The sequence below is a fragment of the Mycobacterium sp. SMC-8 genome (assembly GCF_025263565.1).
GTDB lineage: Bacteria > Actinomycetota > Actinomycetes > Mycobacteriales > Mycobacteriaceae > Mycobacterium.
In genome coordinates this window covers 3,516,516-3,532,767 of sequence record NZ_CP079865.1, presented here as the reverse complement: position 1 = coordinate 3,532,767, position 16,252 = coordinate 3,516,516, and the positions used below count along the sequence as shown (strand labels likewise).

Annotated in this window: 14 protein-coding genes; 5 read left to right on the top strand and 9 right to left on the bottom strand. The window is 66.0% G+C overall.

The features are described 5' to 3' along the window. Positions 1 to 313 precede the first annotated feature (313 nt). The 3 genes from KXD97_RS17080 to KXD97_RS17070 all read left to right on the top strand — a co-directional run bounded on the left by KXD97_RS17080 (position 314) and on the right by KXD97_RS17070 (position 2,656). Positions 314 to 1,675, top strand: a complete 1,362-nt coding sequence (locus KXD97_RS17080) for a hypothetical protein (RefSeq protein ID WP_260751221.1) — start codon at positions 314 to 316, stop codon at positions 1,673 to 1,675. A gap of 131 nt (positions 1,676 to 1,806) precedes the next feature. Further along, the gene (locus KXD97_RS17075) at positions 1,807 to 2,337 is read left to right on the top strand and encodes a DUF2243 domain-containing protein (RefSeq protein ID WP_260751220.1); all 531 of its coding nucleotides are present in this window, start codon (positions 1,807 to 1,809) and stop codon (positions 2,335 to 2,337) included. 85 nt (positions 2,338 to 2,422) lie between these two features. Continuing rightward, complete coding sequence (locus KXD97_RS17070; protein ID WP_260751219.1) at positions 2,423 to 2,656, top strand: hypothetical protein; 234 nt, start codon at positions 2,423 to 2,425, stop codon at positions 2,654 to 2,656. Between the two features lie 122 nt (positions 2,657 to 2,778). On the opposite strand, the gene KXD97_RS17065 is transcribed toward KXD97_RS17070, so the two are convergent. Together KXD97_RS17065 and KXD97_RS17060 are read right to left on the bottom strand one after the other, a co-directional pair. After that, entirely contained in the window at positions 2,779 to 4,176 is a 1,398-nt protein-coding gene (locus KXD97_RS17065; RefSeq protein ID WP_260751218.1) for an acyl-CoA desaturase, read from the bottom strand. Positions 4,177 to 4,191: 15 nt separating this feature from the next. After that, positions 4,192 to 5,289 carry a ferredoxin reductase gene (locus KXD97_RS17060; RefSeq protein ID WP_260751217.1) on the bottom strand — a complete coding sequence of 366 codons (1,098 nt, stop codon included), beginning with the start codon at positions 5,287 to 5,289 and terminating at the stop codon, positions 4,192 to 4,194. A gap of 315 nt (positions 5,290 to 5,604) precedes the next feature. Between KXD97_RS17060 and KXD97_RS17055 the strand changes: the two genes are divergently transcribed. Next, positions 5,605 to 6,774 carry an FAD-binding domain gene (locus tag KXD97_RS17055; RefSeq protein ID WP_260751216.1) on the top strand — a complete coding sequence of 390 codons (1,170 nt, stop codon included), beginning with the start codon at positions 5,605 to 5,607 and terminating at the stop codon, positions 6,772 to 6,774. A 56-nt stretch (positions 6,775 to 6,830) separates the two neighbouring features. Here KXD97_RS17055 and KXD97_RS17050 read toward each other — a convergent pair whose 3' ends face one another. Further along, positions 6,831 to 7,328, bottom strand: coding sequence for a hypothetical protein (locus KXD97_RS17050; protein ID WP_260751215.1), 498 nt, complete (start codon positions 7,326 to 7,328; stop codon positions 6,831 to 6,833). A gap of 159 nt (positions 7,329 to 7,487) precedes the next feature. After that, positions 7,488 to 7,856, bottom strand: a complete 369-nt coding sequence (locus tag KXD97_RS17045) for a heme-binding protein (protein ID WP_260751214.1) — start codon at positions 7,854 to 7,856, stop codon at positions 7,488 to 7,490. A gap of 1,172 nt (positions 7,857 to 9,028) precedes the next feature. Between KXD97_RS17045 and KXD97_RS17040 the strand changes: the two genes are divergently transcribed. Continuing rightward, positions 9,029 to 10,552, top strand: a complete 1,524-nt coding sequence (locus KXD97_RS17040; RefSeq protein WP_260751213.1) for an HNH endonuclease signature motif containing protein — start codon at positions 9,029 to 9,031, stop codon at positions 10,550 to 10,552. Positions 10,553 to 10,689: 137 nt separating this feature from the next. On the opposite strand, the gene KXD97_RS17035 is transcribed toward KXD97_RS17040, so the two are convergent. The 5 genes from KXD97_RS17035 to KXD97_RS17015 are packed head-to-tail and all read right to left on the bottom strand — an operon-like array spanning position 10,690 to position 16,183. Beyond that, complete coding sequence (locus KXD97_RS17035; RefSeq protein ID WP_260751212.1) at positions 10,690 to 12,144, bottom strand: carboxylesterase/lipase family protein; 1,455 nt, start codon at positions 12,142 to 12,144, stop codon at positions 10,690 to 10,692. Next, a complete protein-coding gene (locus KXD97_RS17030; protein WP_260751211.1) occupies positions 12,141 to 12,665 on the bottom strand; it encodes a VOC family protein in 525 nt (174 codons plus the stop codon). Before KXD97_RS17030 ends, KXD97_RS17035 begins: the two co-directional genes overlap by 4 nt. Position 12,666: 1 nt before the next feature. Next, positions 12,667 to 13,911 carry a hypothetical protein gene (locus KXD97_RS17025; protein ID WP_260751210.1) on the bottom strand — a complete coding sequence of 415 codons (1,245 nt, stop codon included), beginning with the start codon at positions 13,909 to 13,911 and terminating at the stop codon, positions 12,667 to 12,669. Next, positions 13,911 to 15,062, bottom strand: a complete 1,152-nt coding sequence (locus KXD97_RS17020; protein ID WP_260751209.1) for a sulfotransferase — start codon at positions 15,060 to 15,062, stop codon at positions 13,911 to 13,913. Before KXD97_RS17020 ends, KXD97_RS17025 begins: the two co-directional genes overlap by 1 nt. After that, positions 15,059 to 16,183, bottom strand: coding sequence for an LLM class flavin-dependent oxidoreductase (locus tag KXD97_RS17015; RefSeq protein WP_260751208.1), 1,125 nt, complete (start codon positions 16,181 to 16,183; stop codon positions 15,059 to 15,061). Before KXD97_RS17015 ends, KXD97_RS17020 begins: the two co-directional genes overlap by 4 nt. Positions 16,184 to 16,252: the final 69 nt, after the last annotated feature.

Below are 16,252 nucleotides of genomic sequence, written 5' to 3'. Positions count from 1 at the left end.
TTGGCTAGTGTTCGCTTCGATCCGCAGCCGTGAGGTTGCCCGGCAGTCGAGGCCTTACCCGCTCGCACGATGACGCGTCGCTCATCGGCGGCGCATTCGGTGTTGCCAGTTAACTTTTTCACGATAGCCACTATGGAGGTAGGCCTTGTTGCACAGGGTAGCCTCAGCTAATCTCCAGCCAGCCTCATGGCTTTCCGTTACCCGTTATCCAGGAGTTACCGTGCAATTGGTCCGTCACGCCGGCTCAACCCCAGGCTTCTGGCCTGAGCTTTCCTCTTCTTCCCCCCGTCCAAATAGGTTGCTTGGTGCCGCTGTGGCAATTGCCGGGGCCTCGGTCATCGCCGTCAACCCGGTAGCGCCCACCCTGCCGGTGATACAGGACCGCGCCGTGGAGCTGTCCGGGTGGATCGATCCCATCGGCGTCATCGGTGAATCGCTGTCCACTACGGTGCAGAACCTGGGCAGCCAAGGCACCGGGATCCTGACCGAAGGACTTCCCGCGGCCTGGGACACCATCACGACCTCTTCGCTGTACAGCGAGATCGCCTCGGCGGTGTTCAACCCCTTCCCGGGTCTGGAGCGCTTCTTCGGCAACCTCTCGACCTATGCCGCCACTATCAACACCGGCCTGAAGGAGTCGGCCGAGGGCTCTAAGGAGCACTTCGACAAGCTTCCGGAGGCGTTGCAGACCGCCTGGGACTTCGTCCTGCAGGGACAGTTCACCCAGGCGTTCGCCACCATCACGAGCTGGAACATCTTCGGACTCGGTTACTTCGGCTGGCCGCTGGAGCCCATCTTCAAGATCCCGGGCGAGATCGCGCGGGACTTCGGCCTCAGAGCGGTCGGCGCGGTCCTGGACACACTGTTGGTCGGCAACAACGCGACGACGGGCTACGCCTACTCGCTGTTGAGCCCGCCCATCACGGCGATCTACCAGCTGACCGACATCATGAACGTGATCTCCGCGTCGATCTACGACCGCGACTGGGTCACCGCGATCAGCGAGGTCGTCAACGCGCCGGCAAAGGTGTTGAACGCGTTCCTCAACGGCTACCAGCCCAGCGTGGCCGCGGAATGGGAGTTCTTCCCCGGGCTGTTCAGCAAGGACGGACCGATCGACGCGTTCTTCGTTCAGCTGCCCAAGGCCATCGCCGCGGCGCTGGCCGGCCTGTCCGAGGATGACGAGGCTCAAAATCCCACGGCCGCCGATGAACTGGCCGCGGTATCGTCGACCGGGCTGGCCGGCGAGGACAAGCTGGTGACGTTGCCGATCAGCACCGGCACCGAAGACGGCGCGGCGACCGCTGGAGATGCCGCGGAAGAGGCCACTGAACCGACCGGTCCTGCCGACGAGATCGCTGCCGTCGGCGAGGAGGGCGACGAGGACGTGACCGTCACCGAACCGGCCGATGATGTCACCGGCGAGGAAACCGAAGAGCAACCGGACGCCGACGACGTGGCCGGCGAGGACGAGGACGGCGACGACGGCGACGAGCCGGCCGGCGAATCTGAGGAGGCCGCCGGCGACGACGCGGCCGGTGACTCCGACAGCGACTCATCGGCATCGGGCAGCGATTCCGGAAGCGAGTCCGGTAACCCCAAATCCGACTCTGGCGACAACTCCGGCTCTGGCGACAAGTCCGGCTCCGGCGACAAGTCCGGCAGCGACGAGTAGGGAGTTCGGCACCAGGGCACGGCCCCCTCATCACGAGGGGGCCGTTCCCGTCGACGACCCGGCGATGTGAGATCGCCGCGCACGACTGGGTCCGGAGTTTCCGCGCTCTGTCGGAGGGTAAGCCCTCGGCCATGTCGAGAGTTCGGACGCCCGATTCGTCTGTTGCGACTAGGAAGCCCAGCATTGCTCCGGCCCTGCTACTCGGCCTCGGGCTGGGTGGCTTCGTCGACGGCATCGTGTTGCACGAGATTCTGCAGTGGCATCACATGGTCAGCCATGTGGACGACTACCCGGTGGACACCCTGGCCGGACTCAAAGTCAACGTCCTGGCCGACGGGTTCTTCCATGTCGGTACCTGGGTGCTGGTGTGGGCGGGCACGCTGCAGACGCTGATCGCGTGGCGCAAAGGTCAATTGGCACCCACGTGGGCGTTCCACTTCGGGCTTCTGCTGGCCGGCTGGGGAATCTTCAACGTGGTCGAGGGTGTGATCGACCATCAGATCCTGGGCATCCATCACGTCAGAGACGACCTCGGCGCCCCCCTCCCGTGGGACATCGGATTCCTGATCTTCGGCGCGCTGCTCATCGCGACGGGCTGGGCGCTGTACCGACGCGGCGTCCACACGCTTGAGAGCCGTTCACACCGCGTCGACCACCAATGACCGGCGCCCTGGGTGAGGCGCGTTTTCCTGGCCGACAGGCAGTTCGACCTACACTCAACCCCGCAGAAGTCAGTGAGGACAACGAATGACCGAGCTCGCAGAAGACCGGTATGACGTCGTGGTCGGTGACGTCCACAACCACGAGGACGAAGCCGCTGACACCCGCAATGTCGTGGTCTCCCAAGGTAAGTCACTTGCCGAAGCCGAAGCCGACTTCGAATATCACGCCCGGCGTGTCCCTGCCGAGCACCGCTATGTGCAACTCCGGCACAGCGGAGAGGGCGGCGCCATCGTGAAGACGTATCCGGCCACGGGGTGACCGGCCATCGAGTCCGAAGATGCGCGGCGTCGGGGCTGCGGCTGTGACCGCGGCGGTGCGGCCGCCAGCATTCGGACATATTCACACGCCGGCAGAGCCAGCTCCGTTCCCCACACGACGTGTCAGTCGTCGCCCCGCGGCGGCGGGCTGACGGCGACCCCACCGGACCGGTGCTCCGGCCCCGCGTCCGGGTGCTCGGCGGGAACCCGCTCCCGGAAGCGAGCGGCCTCACTGCTGCCCTGCGGCCGCCGCTCAACGTCATCACCGCGATAGGGGCCGGGCTTGGGCCGAGGCTTCCCACCGGGGAAGGCCAGCCTGATCACTGTGCGCTGCACCGTGAACCATTGTCTGCCGAACCTGCCCGAGTTGTAGGGCAGCTCGTATCGCTGGCAGATGTCCTTGACCTTCGGTGCGATCTCGGCGTAGCGGCTGCTGGGCATGTCGGGGTAGAGGTGGTGCTCGACCTGGTATCCCAGGTTGCCGCTGATGAGGTGGAACAGCGGGCTGCCTTCGATGTTGGCGGCGCCGATCAGCTGGCGCACGTACCAGCCGCCGCGGGATTCGTCGGCGACCTCTTCTTCGCTGAAGGTATAGGTCTGGTCCGGGAAGTGACCGCAGAAGATGATCGCGTGCGCCCACACATTGCGGACCACGTTCGCCAGCGCGTCGGCGGCCAGTGTGCGCAGGTAGGTGCTTTCCACACCGGGTAGTACGCGGTCGAGAACCGTTGCCAACCCTGCGATCCGGCCGCTGCGTCCAGGAAGTTGCCGGAGCCGGCGTCCGACGCGGGACTGCTTGGGCTGATCTATCCGATCACCCAGCGCGAGCTTGGCCAGCCCGAAGGCTGCCGCGCTGATCAGAGGCCAGCCGATGTAGTCCTTGACGATCTGCTGGCGGGCCTTACCGGCGATGCCCTTGAAATCGGCTTTCAGGTCGGCCATCGTCTTCTGTCCACGCCACAGCGCCTCGACGTCGGTGTCGTGCAGGGCGACACCCCACTCGAAGAGAACCATGAGGAGAAAGTTGTACAGCGGTTGCCCCAGGTTGGCGCGCCGCCACTTCTGGTTGGGGTCGACGCGCATGATCTCATAGCCGAGGTCTTTGTCTTTGCCGCGGATGTTGGTGAATGTGTGATGGATGTAGTTGTGTGAGTGCTTCCACGCTTCCGCGCTCGACGCGGTATCCCAGTCCCATACCGACGAATGGATATCCGGGTCGTTCATCCAATCCCATTGACCGTGAAGGATATTGTGCCCGAGTTCCATGTTCTCGAGGATCTTGGCCATGCTCAGACACGCGGTGCCGAGCACCCACGCCGTCGGTGACCGGGACGCCAGTAATAGGACCCGGCCGGCCACCACGATCTGGCGCTGCACCGAGATGACCATCTTGATGTAGTTGCGGTCGCGTTCGCCGAGTTCGGCAAACACCTCGTCGTGAATGGCGTCGAACTCCTTGGCGAGCTTCTCCAACTCTTGTTCACTCAAGGGGGCGAGCGGACTCTCGATCGATGCTGTCATGTCAATCCTCCTGCGTCACAACTCAACTGCAATATCGCCTTCCGGGGCGTGAATACAGATCCGGATGTCCTGCCCGGTGGGTTCGGTCACTTCACCCGATCGCATGTCGCGTACCCGCCCCGACTTGAGCGTTCCGACGCAGGTGTGACAGATACCGATCCGGCACCCATAGGCAAGATTGAGGCCGGCCTGCTCCCCAGCCTCCAAGATCGGTGTGCCGCCGTCGCAGTCGACGGTGGTGTCGCTGTCCAGGAACGTCACTTCACCGCCCTCTCCGTCGCCGGCGTTGCCGCTGATCTTGGGTTGAAATCGCTCGTAATGCAGCCGGTCTGGATCACCGTGTTGCTCCCAGTGGTCGATGAGCCCGTCGAGGAGCGCACCCGGGCCCGAGCAGAATGCCTCGCGGTCACGCCAGTCGGGACACAACTCGTCGAGGTCGGCAGGTGACATGCGGCCACGCTCGGAGGTGAGCCGAAGGTCGAGCCGCATCGTGTCGTGACGGCGTTGGAGGTCTTCCAGCGCGGACAGGAACATCACCTCGTCACGAGTGCGGTCCGAGTGCAAGACCACGACGTCGTCGATCTCACCACGATGGTCAAGGCTGCGAAGCATGCTGATGATCGGGGTGATACCGCTGCCGGCGCTGATGAACAGCATCTTGGCCGGCAGCGGCTCCGGCAGGGTGAAGACGCCTTCGATCTCGCCGAGCCGCACCACCTCGCCGGGTTGGATCTTGTGCACCAGGTACGGCGACACGACGCCGGTGTCCACCTTCTTCGGGGTGACGCTGATCAGCCCGTCCTCCGGCTCGGGGTCCGACGTCAGCGAGTAGGCGCGCCAGTGGTAGCGGCCGTCTATGACGAGCCCGAGCCGGACGTACTGGCCGGGTTTGTGTCCCGGCCACTCGTAGCCCGGCCGGATCAGCACGCTGGCCGCCTCGCTGCCCTGGGGCTCGACACGCTCGACCTTCCCGCGCAGCTCCTTGGTCGTCCATAGCGGGTTGACCATCTCCAGATAGTCGTCCGGGCGCAGCGGACGGAACAGATGTCCGATCGCTCGTAGCAGCATGCGGCGCCCCCGCGGTACCGGTGGCCGTGCGCCACGCTCCGCCATTCCTCACCCCTTCACCTGCGGATTCCTGTGCAGTGATCGGCATCACATCAATGGTTAACCCTGTTGCTGCCTCCCCGGCCCTACTCGAAACCTGCGAAAGCGTGGAGCCGAAGAAATGCCGCCTACCAGCACCGCCCACCCGTGGCGATAGCCAGCGACCCTGACCAAATAGTGTTGCGAAAGAACACCTTTCGCCTGGTGACATCGGTTCCCCGAGTGTATTCACAGCGGCTGTGGTGCCCGTCGGCAAGTCGGGTGAAGCTGCACACTCACTCAAGGTCTCGGGTCGGAAGACAACCGGCGCAGACTGGACTGATGAGAATCGCCATCAGCGGTGCCGGTGTGGCCGGCCCGGCGCTGGCGTACTGGCTTCACCGCAGCGGCCACACCCCAACGCTGATCGAGAAGGCGCCGGCCCTTCGTACCGGCGGCTACATGATCGATTTCTGGGGACTCGGCTACCAGGTGGTCAAACGCATGGGTCTCGCGGACTCCGTGCGCGCCGCCGGTTACGACATCCAGTCGATCCGCAACGTCGGTCCCGACGGTGAGATCAATGCCGAGCTGGGCGTGGACATGGTGCGACGCGCGATCGGCGGGGACTTCACCAGCCTGCTGCGCGGCGACCTGTCCGCTGCCCTCTACGCCGCGACGGCCGGCACTGTCGAGACGATCTTCGGCGACATCATCACCGGCATCGACGAGGACGCCGACGGCGTGCGCCTGCACTTCGATCAGAGCCGGCCTCGGGATTACGACCTTCTCGTCGGCGCCGACGGGCTGCACTCCGCGGTGCGTCACCTGGCCTTCGGGCCGGAGGAAAACTATGCGCGCTACCTCGGAGCGAAGGTGGCCGCCTGCGAAGTCACCGGCTACCGACCCCGCGACGAACTCGTCTACGTCAACTACAGCACCCCCGGCCGTCAGGTGGCGCGAATCGCACTACGCGACGACCGCACCATGTTCTTGTTCGTGTTCCGGGACGATCGTGATGATTCGAGCACGTCTGCGCTCAGTCAGCTGCGCGAGCATTTCGGCGGAGCCGGGTGGGAATGCCCGCAGATTCTGTCCGCCATCGACGGCGTGGACGATCTGTACTTCGATGCCGTCAGCCAGATCCAAATGCCTCGCTGGTCCCGCGGGCGGGTGGTTCTGATCGGTGATGCGGCCGGATGTATCTCGCTGCTCGGCGGCGAGGGCACCGGTCTGGCGATCACCGAGGCCTACGTTCTGGCCGGGGAGCTCATGCGGGCGAGCGACGACCACCGCGTCGCGTTTGAAGCATATGAGCACCGGATGCGTCCCCTCATCGAGGCCAAACAGGCAGCGGCGCGCAGATTTCTCGGCTTCTTCGCCACCCGAACCCGACTCGGTCTGCGGTTCCGTGACATGTCGATGCGCGCACTCAAATGGCGACCGTTCGCGAAACTCGTCACGCGAGGGGTACGCGACGACGTCTCGTTACCCGACTACGAGCTGCGGTAGCGCTTCTGTCGGCGTCCGCCACAGCATGGTGATCCGAGGCTCACAGATGACGGTCACTATGGGCTTCGAGGCGGCAGATCGGCTTGATCGTCGGTGTTGCTCCGGTACCGGCGGAAGAACGTCAGGAAGTACGCCTGCATCACCGCGAAGATGAACGCCGTGCTGATGCCGAACAGCAGAACGCCGTTCACCGCCTCCAGTGCGCTGATCAAACGCAACCGCTCGGGCAACACCAGACCGGGGACGTCAAGCGAAACCATGGTGCCCAAGGAATAGACCGACGCATCGGTGAACGAGTCGAATGCTCCCAGCCACCGGTAGGCAGACGCCCAGAGCACACCCTCCAGACCGTGCAGGACCGCAAGCGTCAGCGCGACGACTGCGATGCTGCCGCTGACGATCAGAATCGCCCGTTTAGGGCCGAACGCGTTCTTCTCCAACCGGTTCCGGATCCGCGCCTCCAGACGGAATGCCATCACCACCACCCCGGTCGTGTGGATCGCAATGGTGAGCACGATGAGCGACAAACCCACGATCCAGCTCGCAAGGTCCACGCTAGCTCCTCGATCAGCAGCGTCAGAATTACTGCGTTGCAAGCAATTTACCGACGGCGGCGATGACGTCTGAACCGGTACGGCCCGCCTGAAGCGAGCGCTCCCGGAACGCTTCGACTCGGTCGAATCCCTGCGCAACCTGCCTCGTCGTTCGACGTCCTATTTGCAGCGGTCCAGAAAGTCGACCGCAGGCTTTTTGATGGCCTCCAGTTCAGCCCGCACCTGCGGATTGGCATCCAGGTACTGCTGCACCTGCGGCTGCATCTCTTCCCGCGATTGGCCTTTGAGAGTCGCGAAGAAATCGTTCACGGGCGGATGCGTGAACAGATAGGCGGAGACGGCCGCCGCGACCCCCGCCCGCACCCCGGCCCAATCCGCGGGCGAACAGTTCGGCGGGGCGGGTGGAGGTGGTGGCGGCGGCTGAGCGGCTGCCGAGATCCCGCCGAAAAACGTTGCGCCGAACAACATGACTGAGCTGACGGCTCCCAGTGCTGCCCGGCGGCCACAACGTTGTAATGGCAACGTCATCACAGCTCCTCCTTCAATGAATGAGTGAAATGCTCATCGCGGGAGGGCGGTCGGCTGAACCGGCATTGACGGCCGACGTGTCTTCCGCGAGACAGGGACGCAGCGCGACCGGGACGGGCATCGAGATCGCTGGGATAGAGCCCCACTGGGCTGATCCCGGCCTTGTGTAGCACTGTCGTCATCGCACGGCTACTTCCGCGATTCAGAGGGGGTGCGGCTTCCGGCACCCTGTGGGGCTCACGATATGTCCACCGACCTCAGCGTGTGCGCATATTCGCCATTGCGGGACTATTTGAAAAGTCACGCAAAGCATTTCGCGACACCGCCACCGGTTTCCCAGCCGCGCTGTGCTTTAGAAAGCGGCTTATGTGCTTCTGCGTCGATTCGCACACCGAAGGCAGCACACGCTCCTTAGAATCTCTTCGAGGCGAACGAGAGAAGACGTCCATGAAGCCTTGGGTACAACGCATCGCCGTGTCCGCCGTCGTTCTGACCACGTTGCCGCTGATCGAACTGTCCACTTCACCCGTCGGCCACGCTCAACCGCCACCGCCACCGTGTCCCCCGGGCATGTACTGGAACTTCACCACGCTCATCTGCGAATTCCCGCCACCGCCCCCGGTGTACATCGACCCGTGGCTGCCCGTCTACGTTCCGGACCTCGTCGACGTCGACCTCGACCTCGATGTCCCTGTCCCCGGGCCTCCTAGGCCACCTGGGCCACCCGGGCCACCAGGAGTCGGCGGGCCGGGACCACCTGGAGTAGGAGCCCCGGGACGGCCGGGAGCCGGACGTCCCGGACCTGCGCCGCGACCTCCCGCCCCGAGGCGCGGCGGTGGACGCCGTCGCTGACATCACTTTCCCGGGAAGGTGCCTGCGGTAGCGAACCGGATCGACCGCTAGTCCAGCTTACCCGGGTCTCCCGTCTTGCGAATCATCCTGTCCGCCAACCATTACCACTTCTGGGCGGTTCCGTCCGACGACGTGCCGGCCATGTGGGCGCGCGGTCGCCGACCTGCCGCGGGGCCGCTGCGGCCAAAGCAAGCAGCCGGCAGGCGAGTTCGCGAGTGTCTTGGATCGGTCGCCACAGAAGGCTGGAGTGTGTTCACCAGACCACCCGAACTGTCAGTGAAGTCGTGATGCTTGCGACGTCCGTTCTTGTCGGTGGTCGAATGTATGTTCGAAGTATGTCGGGGAGCGAGGTGCGGGCCGCGGTGAGCGGGTTGCGCCGCGCCTTCGATGAGGTGGCGGCCTGTGAGGTTGATTTGTTGACCCGACCGGATTTGGTGGCGGCCCTGGATGAGCTGGAAACCCTGTGGTGTCAGCTGCCCGCGGTGCGTCATCGGCTGCTGGCCCGGTTGCAGGCTGAGGCGACCCCGCGCCAGATGGGTGCGAAATCCTGGAAAGAGGTGCTTTCGGTGCGTTGGCGGCTCTCGACCGGTGAGGCGCATCGGCGGTTGAGCGAAGCGGCGGTGTTGGCGCCGCGCCAGTCGTTGACCGGCCCGGCCCTGCCGCCGGTGCTGCCGGCCACGGCGATCGCCCAAGCGCACGGGCTGATCAACGCCGAACACGTCGACGTGATCCGCCGATCGCTCAACAAGGTGCCGGGCTGGGTCGACACCGCCACCCGGGAGCGCATTGAGGTTGATCTGGTGCGTACTGCGGTCGGTAACGGCCCCAAGGAACTCAAGGACTGCGCGGAGCGGACGTTGTTTCTGCTCGATCAGGACGGCCCCGAACCCGATGAAACCGAACGCGCCCGCAAACGCGCGGTGTCGAGGTCGCCCCAGCGTGGGGATGCCATGGTGGATCTGCGCGCCACGCTGACTCCGGAGGCGTGGGCGGTGTGGGAGCCGATTTTCGCCCGGTTGGCCGCGCCGGGGATGTGTAATCCCGACGATCCCGAGCCGTGCACGTCGGGGACGCCGTCGCAGGCCCAGATCGACAACGATCAGCGCAGCCTGGCCCAGCGCCAGCATGATGCGCTGGTCGCAGCCGGGCGGATCGCCCTGATGAGCGGCCAGCTCGGGCAGCTCAACGGGCTGCCGGTGTCGGTGATCATCCGTACCACGGTGCAGGATTTGCAGTCCCGGGCCGGGGTCGGTGTCACCGGCGGGGGCACGGTGGTGCCCATCGCCGAAGTGATCCGCATGGCCGGGCACGCCAACCACTATCTGGCGGTGTTCGACCGGGCCACCGGCTCAGCAATGGATTTGTTCCGCGCCAAGCGCATCGCCTCCCCGGCACAGCGGATCATGCTGATCGCCCGTGACGGCGGGTGCACCAAACCTGGCTGCACCGTGGGCGCCTACGGCTCTCAGGTCCATCACGTGGTCGCCGACTGGGTCGATGGCGGGAACACCAACGTCGATGAACTCGGCCTGGCGTGCGGGCCGGATAACCGCAGCGTCGACCCCGACGGCGGTGGGTGGTCGACCCGGATGAACGCCCGCTGCGAGGTGGAATGGATCCCACCCCCGCAGCTGGACACCGGTCAGGCCCGGCTCAACTACTACCACCGACCCGAACGGCTGCTGCGACTCCCCGAGGATCCGCCACCGCAGAGCCAGAACACCAGTGCGCCAACCCAACCCGCCAACAGCGCGACGGTCGACGCCGAGCCGGGTCCGCCGACACCGGCCGATGACCCCGGCGAACCCGGCGGACCCGCACCACCCGACAACCAAGCGGCCTGACCGCCGCGAGGTTCGGTGACCCGTGACACAGGATGGCTCACCCGTCAGGTCAATGAGCCACACCGCCTCGCCGAAGGGCTATCTGGGCGCCGGATTGGTGACGCTTGGCGTTCTCGGCGTGCGCGTGTCACCTTCGCTCACCCGTAGGCGGGATACCGGTTCTCCCAGATGGCGAGTTGGTCTGTGCGGTGGCCGCGGGCGATTCCGATCTCGGGGCCGAGCAGCATCGTGGCCCCGCCGCTACCGTCGTAGCGTTCCCAGGGCTCTCCCCCGCGAATGAATTCCAGCCACAGGTCCTGCATGGCATCTGACATGTGGCGCGCCGCCTCGTCAGCACCGGCCAGGGCGGGCGCGGCGTCCAGGTTGCCGAAGACCAAGGGCAGGCACGAATCGTGACATGCCCCCAGTCCGGCACGTGGCGACGGCCATTGGAGTTCGTAGCGGAACACCGCGTGGCCGCGCTCGGCGTGTGCGCGGACGAACTGCTCGGTCGGCGCGGTGAAGTGATAGTCGGTGACCATCGCACTGGCGACGTCGCGTAGCCGGTGCTGGCCGGCGCGGTACGTTGCTACCACCGCTTCGGTGTCGTGACCATTCCCGGCGAGCGCGCGCGCCCTGTCCCCCACGTACTGCTCGGTGAAGACACCCTCTTCCAGGGCCGCGTCGAATACCCGCCACTCGTCGCGCGTCGTCCCTGCGAGAATCGGGATTGGCGGCATATCACGCGTCCGCGCGGCCATCAACGGATGCTCGCTGATGACGTCCCCGTCGATGCAGGGATGGAACGGGCCCTGCGGCGGCACGAATCCGCTGTCGATGCAGCGTTGCGCGGCAAGGATCTCCTCGAGGCCCGGCTCCTCGCTGCGCGTGAGCGCACCGGTCGACACGAGCTGCGCGACGACGGCCGCGGCGGCCTCCCTGGAGCGGACGCGTTCCAACCCGCCGCTCTGCAAAATTGCACGGTCGAAAAGGTCGCACCCTCCGGCGAGCAGGGCCGAAATCGCGATCGCACCGGAAGATTGGCCGGCCACCGTGACGGCGCCGGGATCACCTCCGAAGGCGCCGATCTGCTCGCGCACCCACTGCAGGGCATGCCTCTGGTCGCGCAGTGTCAGGTTGGTGGAGCCGACCCCGTGCAGTTCAGGCGCGTAGATCGAACCGAGCACACCGAGACGGAAGTTCATCGTCACGACCACGATGTCGCCGCGCCGGGCGAGTCGCGCACCGTCGATGAGCGGAGCGGATCCATGCCCCTGCGTCTGTCCGCCGCCGTGCAGGAACACCATCACAGGTCGGCGGTTGTCGTCGGCCGCGGGCATCCAGATGTTGAGCGTCAGGCAGTCCTCGCTCATGGCGAGACCACGCTTGGCCAGCCGCTCGGGCGAGATGTCTTGCGGGGGGATTGCCCCGAACGTGACGGCCTCTCGTACGCCTTCCCAGCTTGTCACGGGTTGCGTTGGGCGCCAACGACGCTCGCCGGTCGGCGGTGCGGCGTAAGGTACACCGCGAAAGACGACAACGTCTCCCCATGCGCCCGACCCAGTGGCGTCGCCACGCAGGGAACCGTACGAAGTATGCGCGACTGTGGTCATCGGCGCTCAGCGGGGGGAGCCGAGTTTGTCAGGGGAAATTGTCTGGCCATCTCACCGCTGAGCACCCGGCTCAGGAAGTCGCGGCCCTTAAAGCTCACCACCTCCACACGGAGCCCAGTGCGCGGGTCGCGCAGGAAGGCGACGCCGGCACCCGTGCGCTCCAACACCCAGCCGTCGTCCTGCAGCCGCGCGACGTCATCACGCCAGCGCTGGGCGTAGTAGCCGACGTGGTGCAGGCCGCCGAGCTTCGGTTCGGCGAAGATCGAGTCCGCGGCGGCGACGACCTCGATCAGCTCCAAGTACGGCGGACCGGAGGTGGAGAACGCGAGGCGCACGGTCTGGTCGTCGGCGGACCCGTCCGGACGGGTGAAGCCGCTGCGCATCTCGAACGGCGGAGCCCACGTGATCTGCATGCCGCCGGCGAGCGACTCCATACCCGTCAGCAGATCAGGAACGACGTGGCCGAGGTGGTAGACGTTGTCGAAGGACGACGCGGCAAGCATCTCGAGTCTCGGGTCCATGTCAGATCCTGTACCTGCGGCGGATGGCGTCGAAGCGTGCGTGCAGTTGGGTGGCCCGCTCTTCGGGCGTGACGTGCCGGGTGTCGTCCGGCAGGACGGTCTTCAACTCGTCAACGGTGACGACCGCGGTGTTGACCTCGGGCAATTGCCGGCTTCCGATGACGCGCATCGTCAGGTAGCCCTCGCTGAAGCGTTGGGTGTCGATCCAGTTGTGCACGCCAGGGTCGTTGTGCGCCAGCACCATTCGCACGCGGCCGTCGGAGTCGATCGCCGCTCTGCTCGGCGTGTAACTCACCGGCCGGTACAGGTAATCCATGCTGTTCCAGAACGCGCCCATATTGGTCAGCATCCAGAACTCGCCACCATCAGCGAACTCGAAGATCAACGCTTCGTCCGGCCCGAGACGCCACGGCATCGTGACGATGAGCCGGCCGCGACGCGCATCGCGTTGCTCGGCCGGGCCGGCAAAACGCGCACCGGGAAACACGTTCGGCTCGGACTCCCCGAACAGCGAGCCGATCCGCAGTTCGCGGTCCGGCCAGTCCGTCATCGCCCCGGTGAGGAAATCACCGGCCCAATCCATGGAAGCGATCAGGTCCTGCGGTGTCGGCACCGGACGCGGCTCATCCATGTCGATGCGCTCGATGCTGAACTGCGCCGAGCGCTCCGTCCACGAGTCGAAGCCTTGCCGCATGAACAGCTTGCGCGAACCCGGCGTGGTCGGCAGCCAATTCTGTTCTCGTCGTGGGCCACCGGCGTGAAGTACGAAGCTGCCGTCGGGCTCGGTGACCAGGTCGTCACCGGTGATGTTCGCCTCCGGGATGTCGCCGAAGGGCTCGTGCAAGTTCGGGTGATCGGCGCCGTAGTACACGTCCTTCTCGGGTCGCGGCCCCTGGACGGTGAAGTTGATGAAACGCGCCGTGCCCCGGTCACCGGCGATCCGGTAGGTCGAGGCGCCGTCGATCCATGCCTGCAGATAGACGAAGTCGGCGTTGTCGCCGCCGAGCTTGCGGGTCGGTCCGCAGAACGGGTGGATCACCGGATAGCGGGTGTTCTTGGTCTCCAGTGCGAGATCGTAGGCCTGGCCCAGGTTCTGCGTCAGGTAGCGGAACGCGTCCGCGCGCTGCAGGGCGTTCGGGGGTGAGGTGTCCTTGAAGGCGAGATCTCCGGCGGCCTTGAGCCGCTCGCAGAAATTGTGCCACGCCGTGCGCAGCGCCTCGTCGTCCTCGGTGTCGCCGAACGCCATCAGCGCCTCGTCTCGATGTCGATGCCGAATCGTTCTCGGTAGGTGGCGAATTCGTCGTGCAGCTGCTGCACGGGAACCGGCAGGACGTCGGTGGAGTAGGTGAACTTGCCGTACCGGTCGCTGCGGTTGGTGACGAGGTACTCGCGCATCGCCTTCTCGGCGTCGGCCGCGAACGGCACGCCGGCGAAATCGTAGAAGCCACCGATGGTGGTGACCGGGTCGGCGACGAAGTCGCGGTAGCGGACATGGTAGATGCGCGGGTCGTCCACGAGTGGGTCAGTGAGGTAGGCGTGGAAGTTGGCCCGCGACCCCTCGATCGTGTCCTTGGCGTACTGAGTCCAGTCCAGCGTCCCGGCCAGGCTCTCGTTGATCTGCCCGAAGGCCACGATCTGCGAGGCGAGCACCTGTACGGGGTCGCGGTGTACCCAGACGATGCGGGCGTCGGGATAAGTGTCGAAGAGCGCCCGCAGGCGTCGTCCGTGAAAGCCCTTGAGCACCCACCGTTTCGGCGTACGAGTGTACTGGATGTGCTGCAGCATCATGCGGTGCAACCCATACTGCGCGTGGGGGTCCTGCGGAAAGCTCTGGATCGTCACGGGAACCCGCCACCACGCGCTCGGGTTCATCGCGCGGAAGTCGAAGGCCCACGTGCGTTCACACTCGGGGAGTCCGGCGCCGAGCAGGTCGTTGTAGGGGTGGCTGACGAGCCACGGCGGGATGCGGTCGAGGATCTCGCGCCAGTCGGCGTCGGCTCGCGTCCGGCGCGGGTCGTCGACAGCGGCCGGGCCGGGCGGCGGCGAGGGGTACATGACCTCCCAGAACCGCAGCGCCCGCGAGTCCCCGTCCTGGGCGAGCAGAGCGTGCAGCAGCGTCGTCCCCGACCGCGGCTCCCCGGTGGCGAAGAGCGGGGCCGTGATTCGTTCCGCCGCGAGCGGCAGGTGCGCGCGGTCAGCCATGAAGCGCAGGCGGCTCGTCAGCAATCCGCTGATCGTGTGTGCGGCTGCCCGCACGCCGGCGTCGTCGAGTTCGGCGGTGTTGAGCCGGTCGACGGCCAAGGCCACGCGGGCAGGCAGGGTGTCGTCACCGAAGTCGGTGAGCGCGGTCGATTCTCGTGCGTCGGCGATGAGCACGTCCGCGTCCAAAGTTGTCATGGCGTGCTTCCTGTGAGCTGCAGCAGTAGGTCTTCGACCTCGCGGACTTTGCGTGCCGACTCGGCGGCGTAGGCCCGCCCCGCCATTGCGCTGTAGTCGAGCACCGACACGACCCGGGCCCCCGCCTCGCCGAACTCGGCGATCTGCGCGGCGACCTGCTTCGGCGTGCCATGCGGAACGACGGACAGGATCGCGGCCGGATCGACCCGCTCGAAGAGCCGGAGCAGTCGGTCGCGGGTCAGCATGCGCGGGTCGATGTCCTGGATGCCACGCCAGTGCTCCCCCATCGGGTGGCGGTGACCGGTGGCTGCCAGTGAGTCAGCCGTCAGTTGCAGCACCAGAGACTTCACCAGCGGGCGCCGCACGATCTCGCTCAGTTCGTCGGGCTCGCCGATGAGACAGACCACCATCTTCGCCGGTGTGATCGCCTGCGGGTCGCGTCCGGCTTGTTCTGCCGCCTCCCGGACGCGCGCCAGCTGATTGGCATAGGTCTCGGGCCCGGCGCTGCCCGTCGGCCACCAGCCGTCGCCGAATTCACCGACCAGTCGCAGCATGCGGGGGCCGTTGGCGCCGATCCAGATCGCTGGCGGGCCGGTGGGGTGCAGGTCGGTGTCCAGCCGGGCGTGCTGCAGTGTGAAGTGCTCTCCGGCGAAGTCGATCGGTCCGTCGGTGTCCCAAAGCAGCCGGATGAGCCCGAGCGCTTCGGCGAACCGGCTCACCGTGCTCCGGTGGTCAAAGCCGTACGGGGCCAGGTTTTCGCGCTCGCCGGCACCGAGTCCCAGGATGAACCGGCCGTCCGAGAGATGGCTCAGGGTCAGCGCCGACTGGGCCAGCATCACGGGGTGGCGGCGGACGGTGTCGAGGACGCTCGTCGCGAGCCGGGTGCGTGTCGTGCGGGCCGCGACGGCTCCGGCAAGAGCCAGGGTGTCCAGGTAGCGGTGCGGCGACGGTGACACCTCTGCAAGGTCGGTGAACTCGGGCGTCCAGATCGAGTCCGGCCAGAAGCTCACGAGGTGATCGGGCATCCAAATGGAGTGGTAGCGGCCATCATCGAGCGTGTCCAGCCCGCTGAGGTCGAGGGGCAGGGTCGTCCGGAAGAACGAGGCCAGCTCCAAGGGCATGCAGCGCAAGCTACCCGAGGATGACGGCTATGTCCCCGGATTGCTGTGCATCTGCTCAGCGTCGACCGA

What these genes read in the sequence shown, in the direction of transcription:
- KXD97_RS17060 (WP_260751217.1), bottom strand. Translation starts at nt 5,289, where the DNA reads ATGGCGGAGCGTGGCGCACGGCCACCGGTACCGCGGGGGCGCCGCATG.
- KXD97_RS17065 (WP_260751218.1), bottom strand. Translation starts at nt 4,176, where the DNA reads ATGACAGCATCGATCGAGAGTCCGCTCGCCCCCTTGAGTGAACAAGAG.
- KXD97_RS17045 (WP_260751214.1), bottom strand. Translation starts at nt 7,856, where the DNA reads ATGACGTTGCCATTACAACGTTGTGGCCGCCGGGCAGCACTGGGAGCC.
- KXD97_RS17070 (WP_260751219.1), top strand. Translation starts at nt 2,423, where the DNA reads ATGACCGAGCTCGCAGAAGACCGGTATGACGTCGTGGTCGGTGACGTC.
- KXD97_RS17025 (WP_260751210.1), bottom strand. Translation starts at nt 13,911, where the DNA reads ATGGCGTTCGGCGACACCGAGGACGACGAGGCGCTGCGCACGGCGTGG.
- KXD97_RS17055 (WP_260751216.1), top strand. Translation starts at nt 5,605, where the DNA reads ATGAGAATCGCCATCAGCGGTGCCGGTGTGGCCGGCCCGGCGCTGGCG.
- KXD97_RS17040 (WP_260751213.1), top strand. Translation starts at nt 9,029, where the DNA reads ATGTATGTTCGAAGTATGTCGGGGAGCGAGGTGCGGGCCGCGGTGAGC.
- KXD97_RS17015 (WP_260751208.1), bottom strand. Translation starts at nt 16,183, where the DNA reads ATGCCCTTGGAGCTGGCCTCGTTCTTCCGGACGACCCTGCCCCTCGAC.
- KXD97_RS17020 (WP_260751209.1), bottom strand. Translation starts at nt 15,062, where the DNA reads ATGACAACTTTGGACGCGGACGTGCTCATCGCCGACGCACGAGAATCG.
- KXD97_RS17075 (WP_260751220.1), top strand. Translation starts at nt 1,807, where the DNA reads ATGTCGAGAGTTCGGACGCCCGATTCGTCTGTTGCGACTAGGAAGCCC.
- KXD97_RS17030 (WP_260751211.1), bottom strand. Translation starts at nt 12,665, where the DNA reads ATGGACCCGAGACTCGAGATGCTTGCCGCGTCGTCCTTCGACAACGTC.
- KXD97_RS17035 (WP_260751212.1), bottom strand. Translation starts at nt 12,144, where the DNA reads ATGACCACAGTCGCGCATACTTCGTACGGTTCCCTGCGTGGCGACGCC.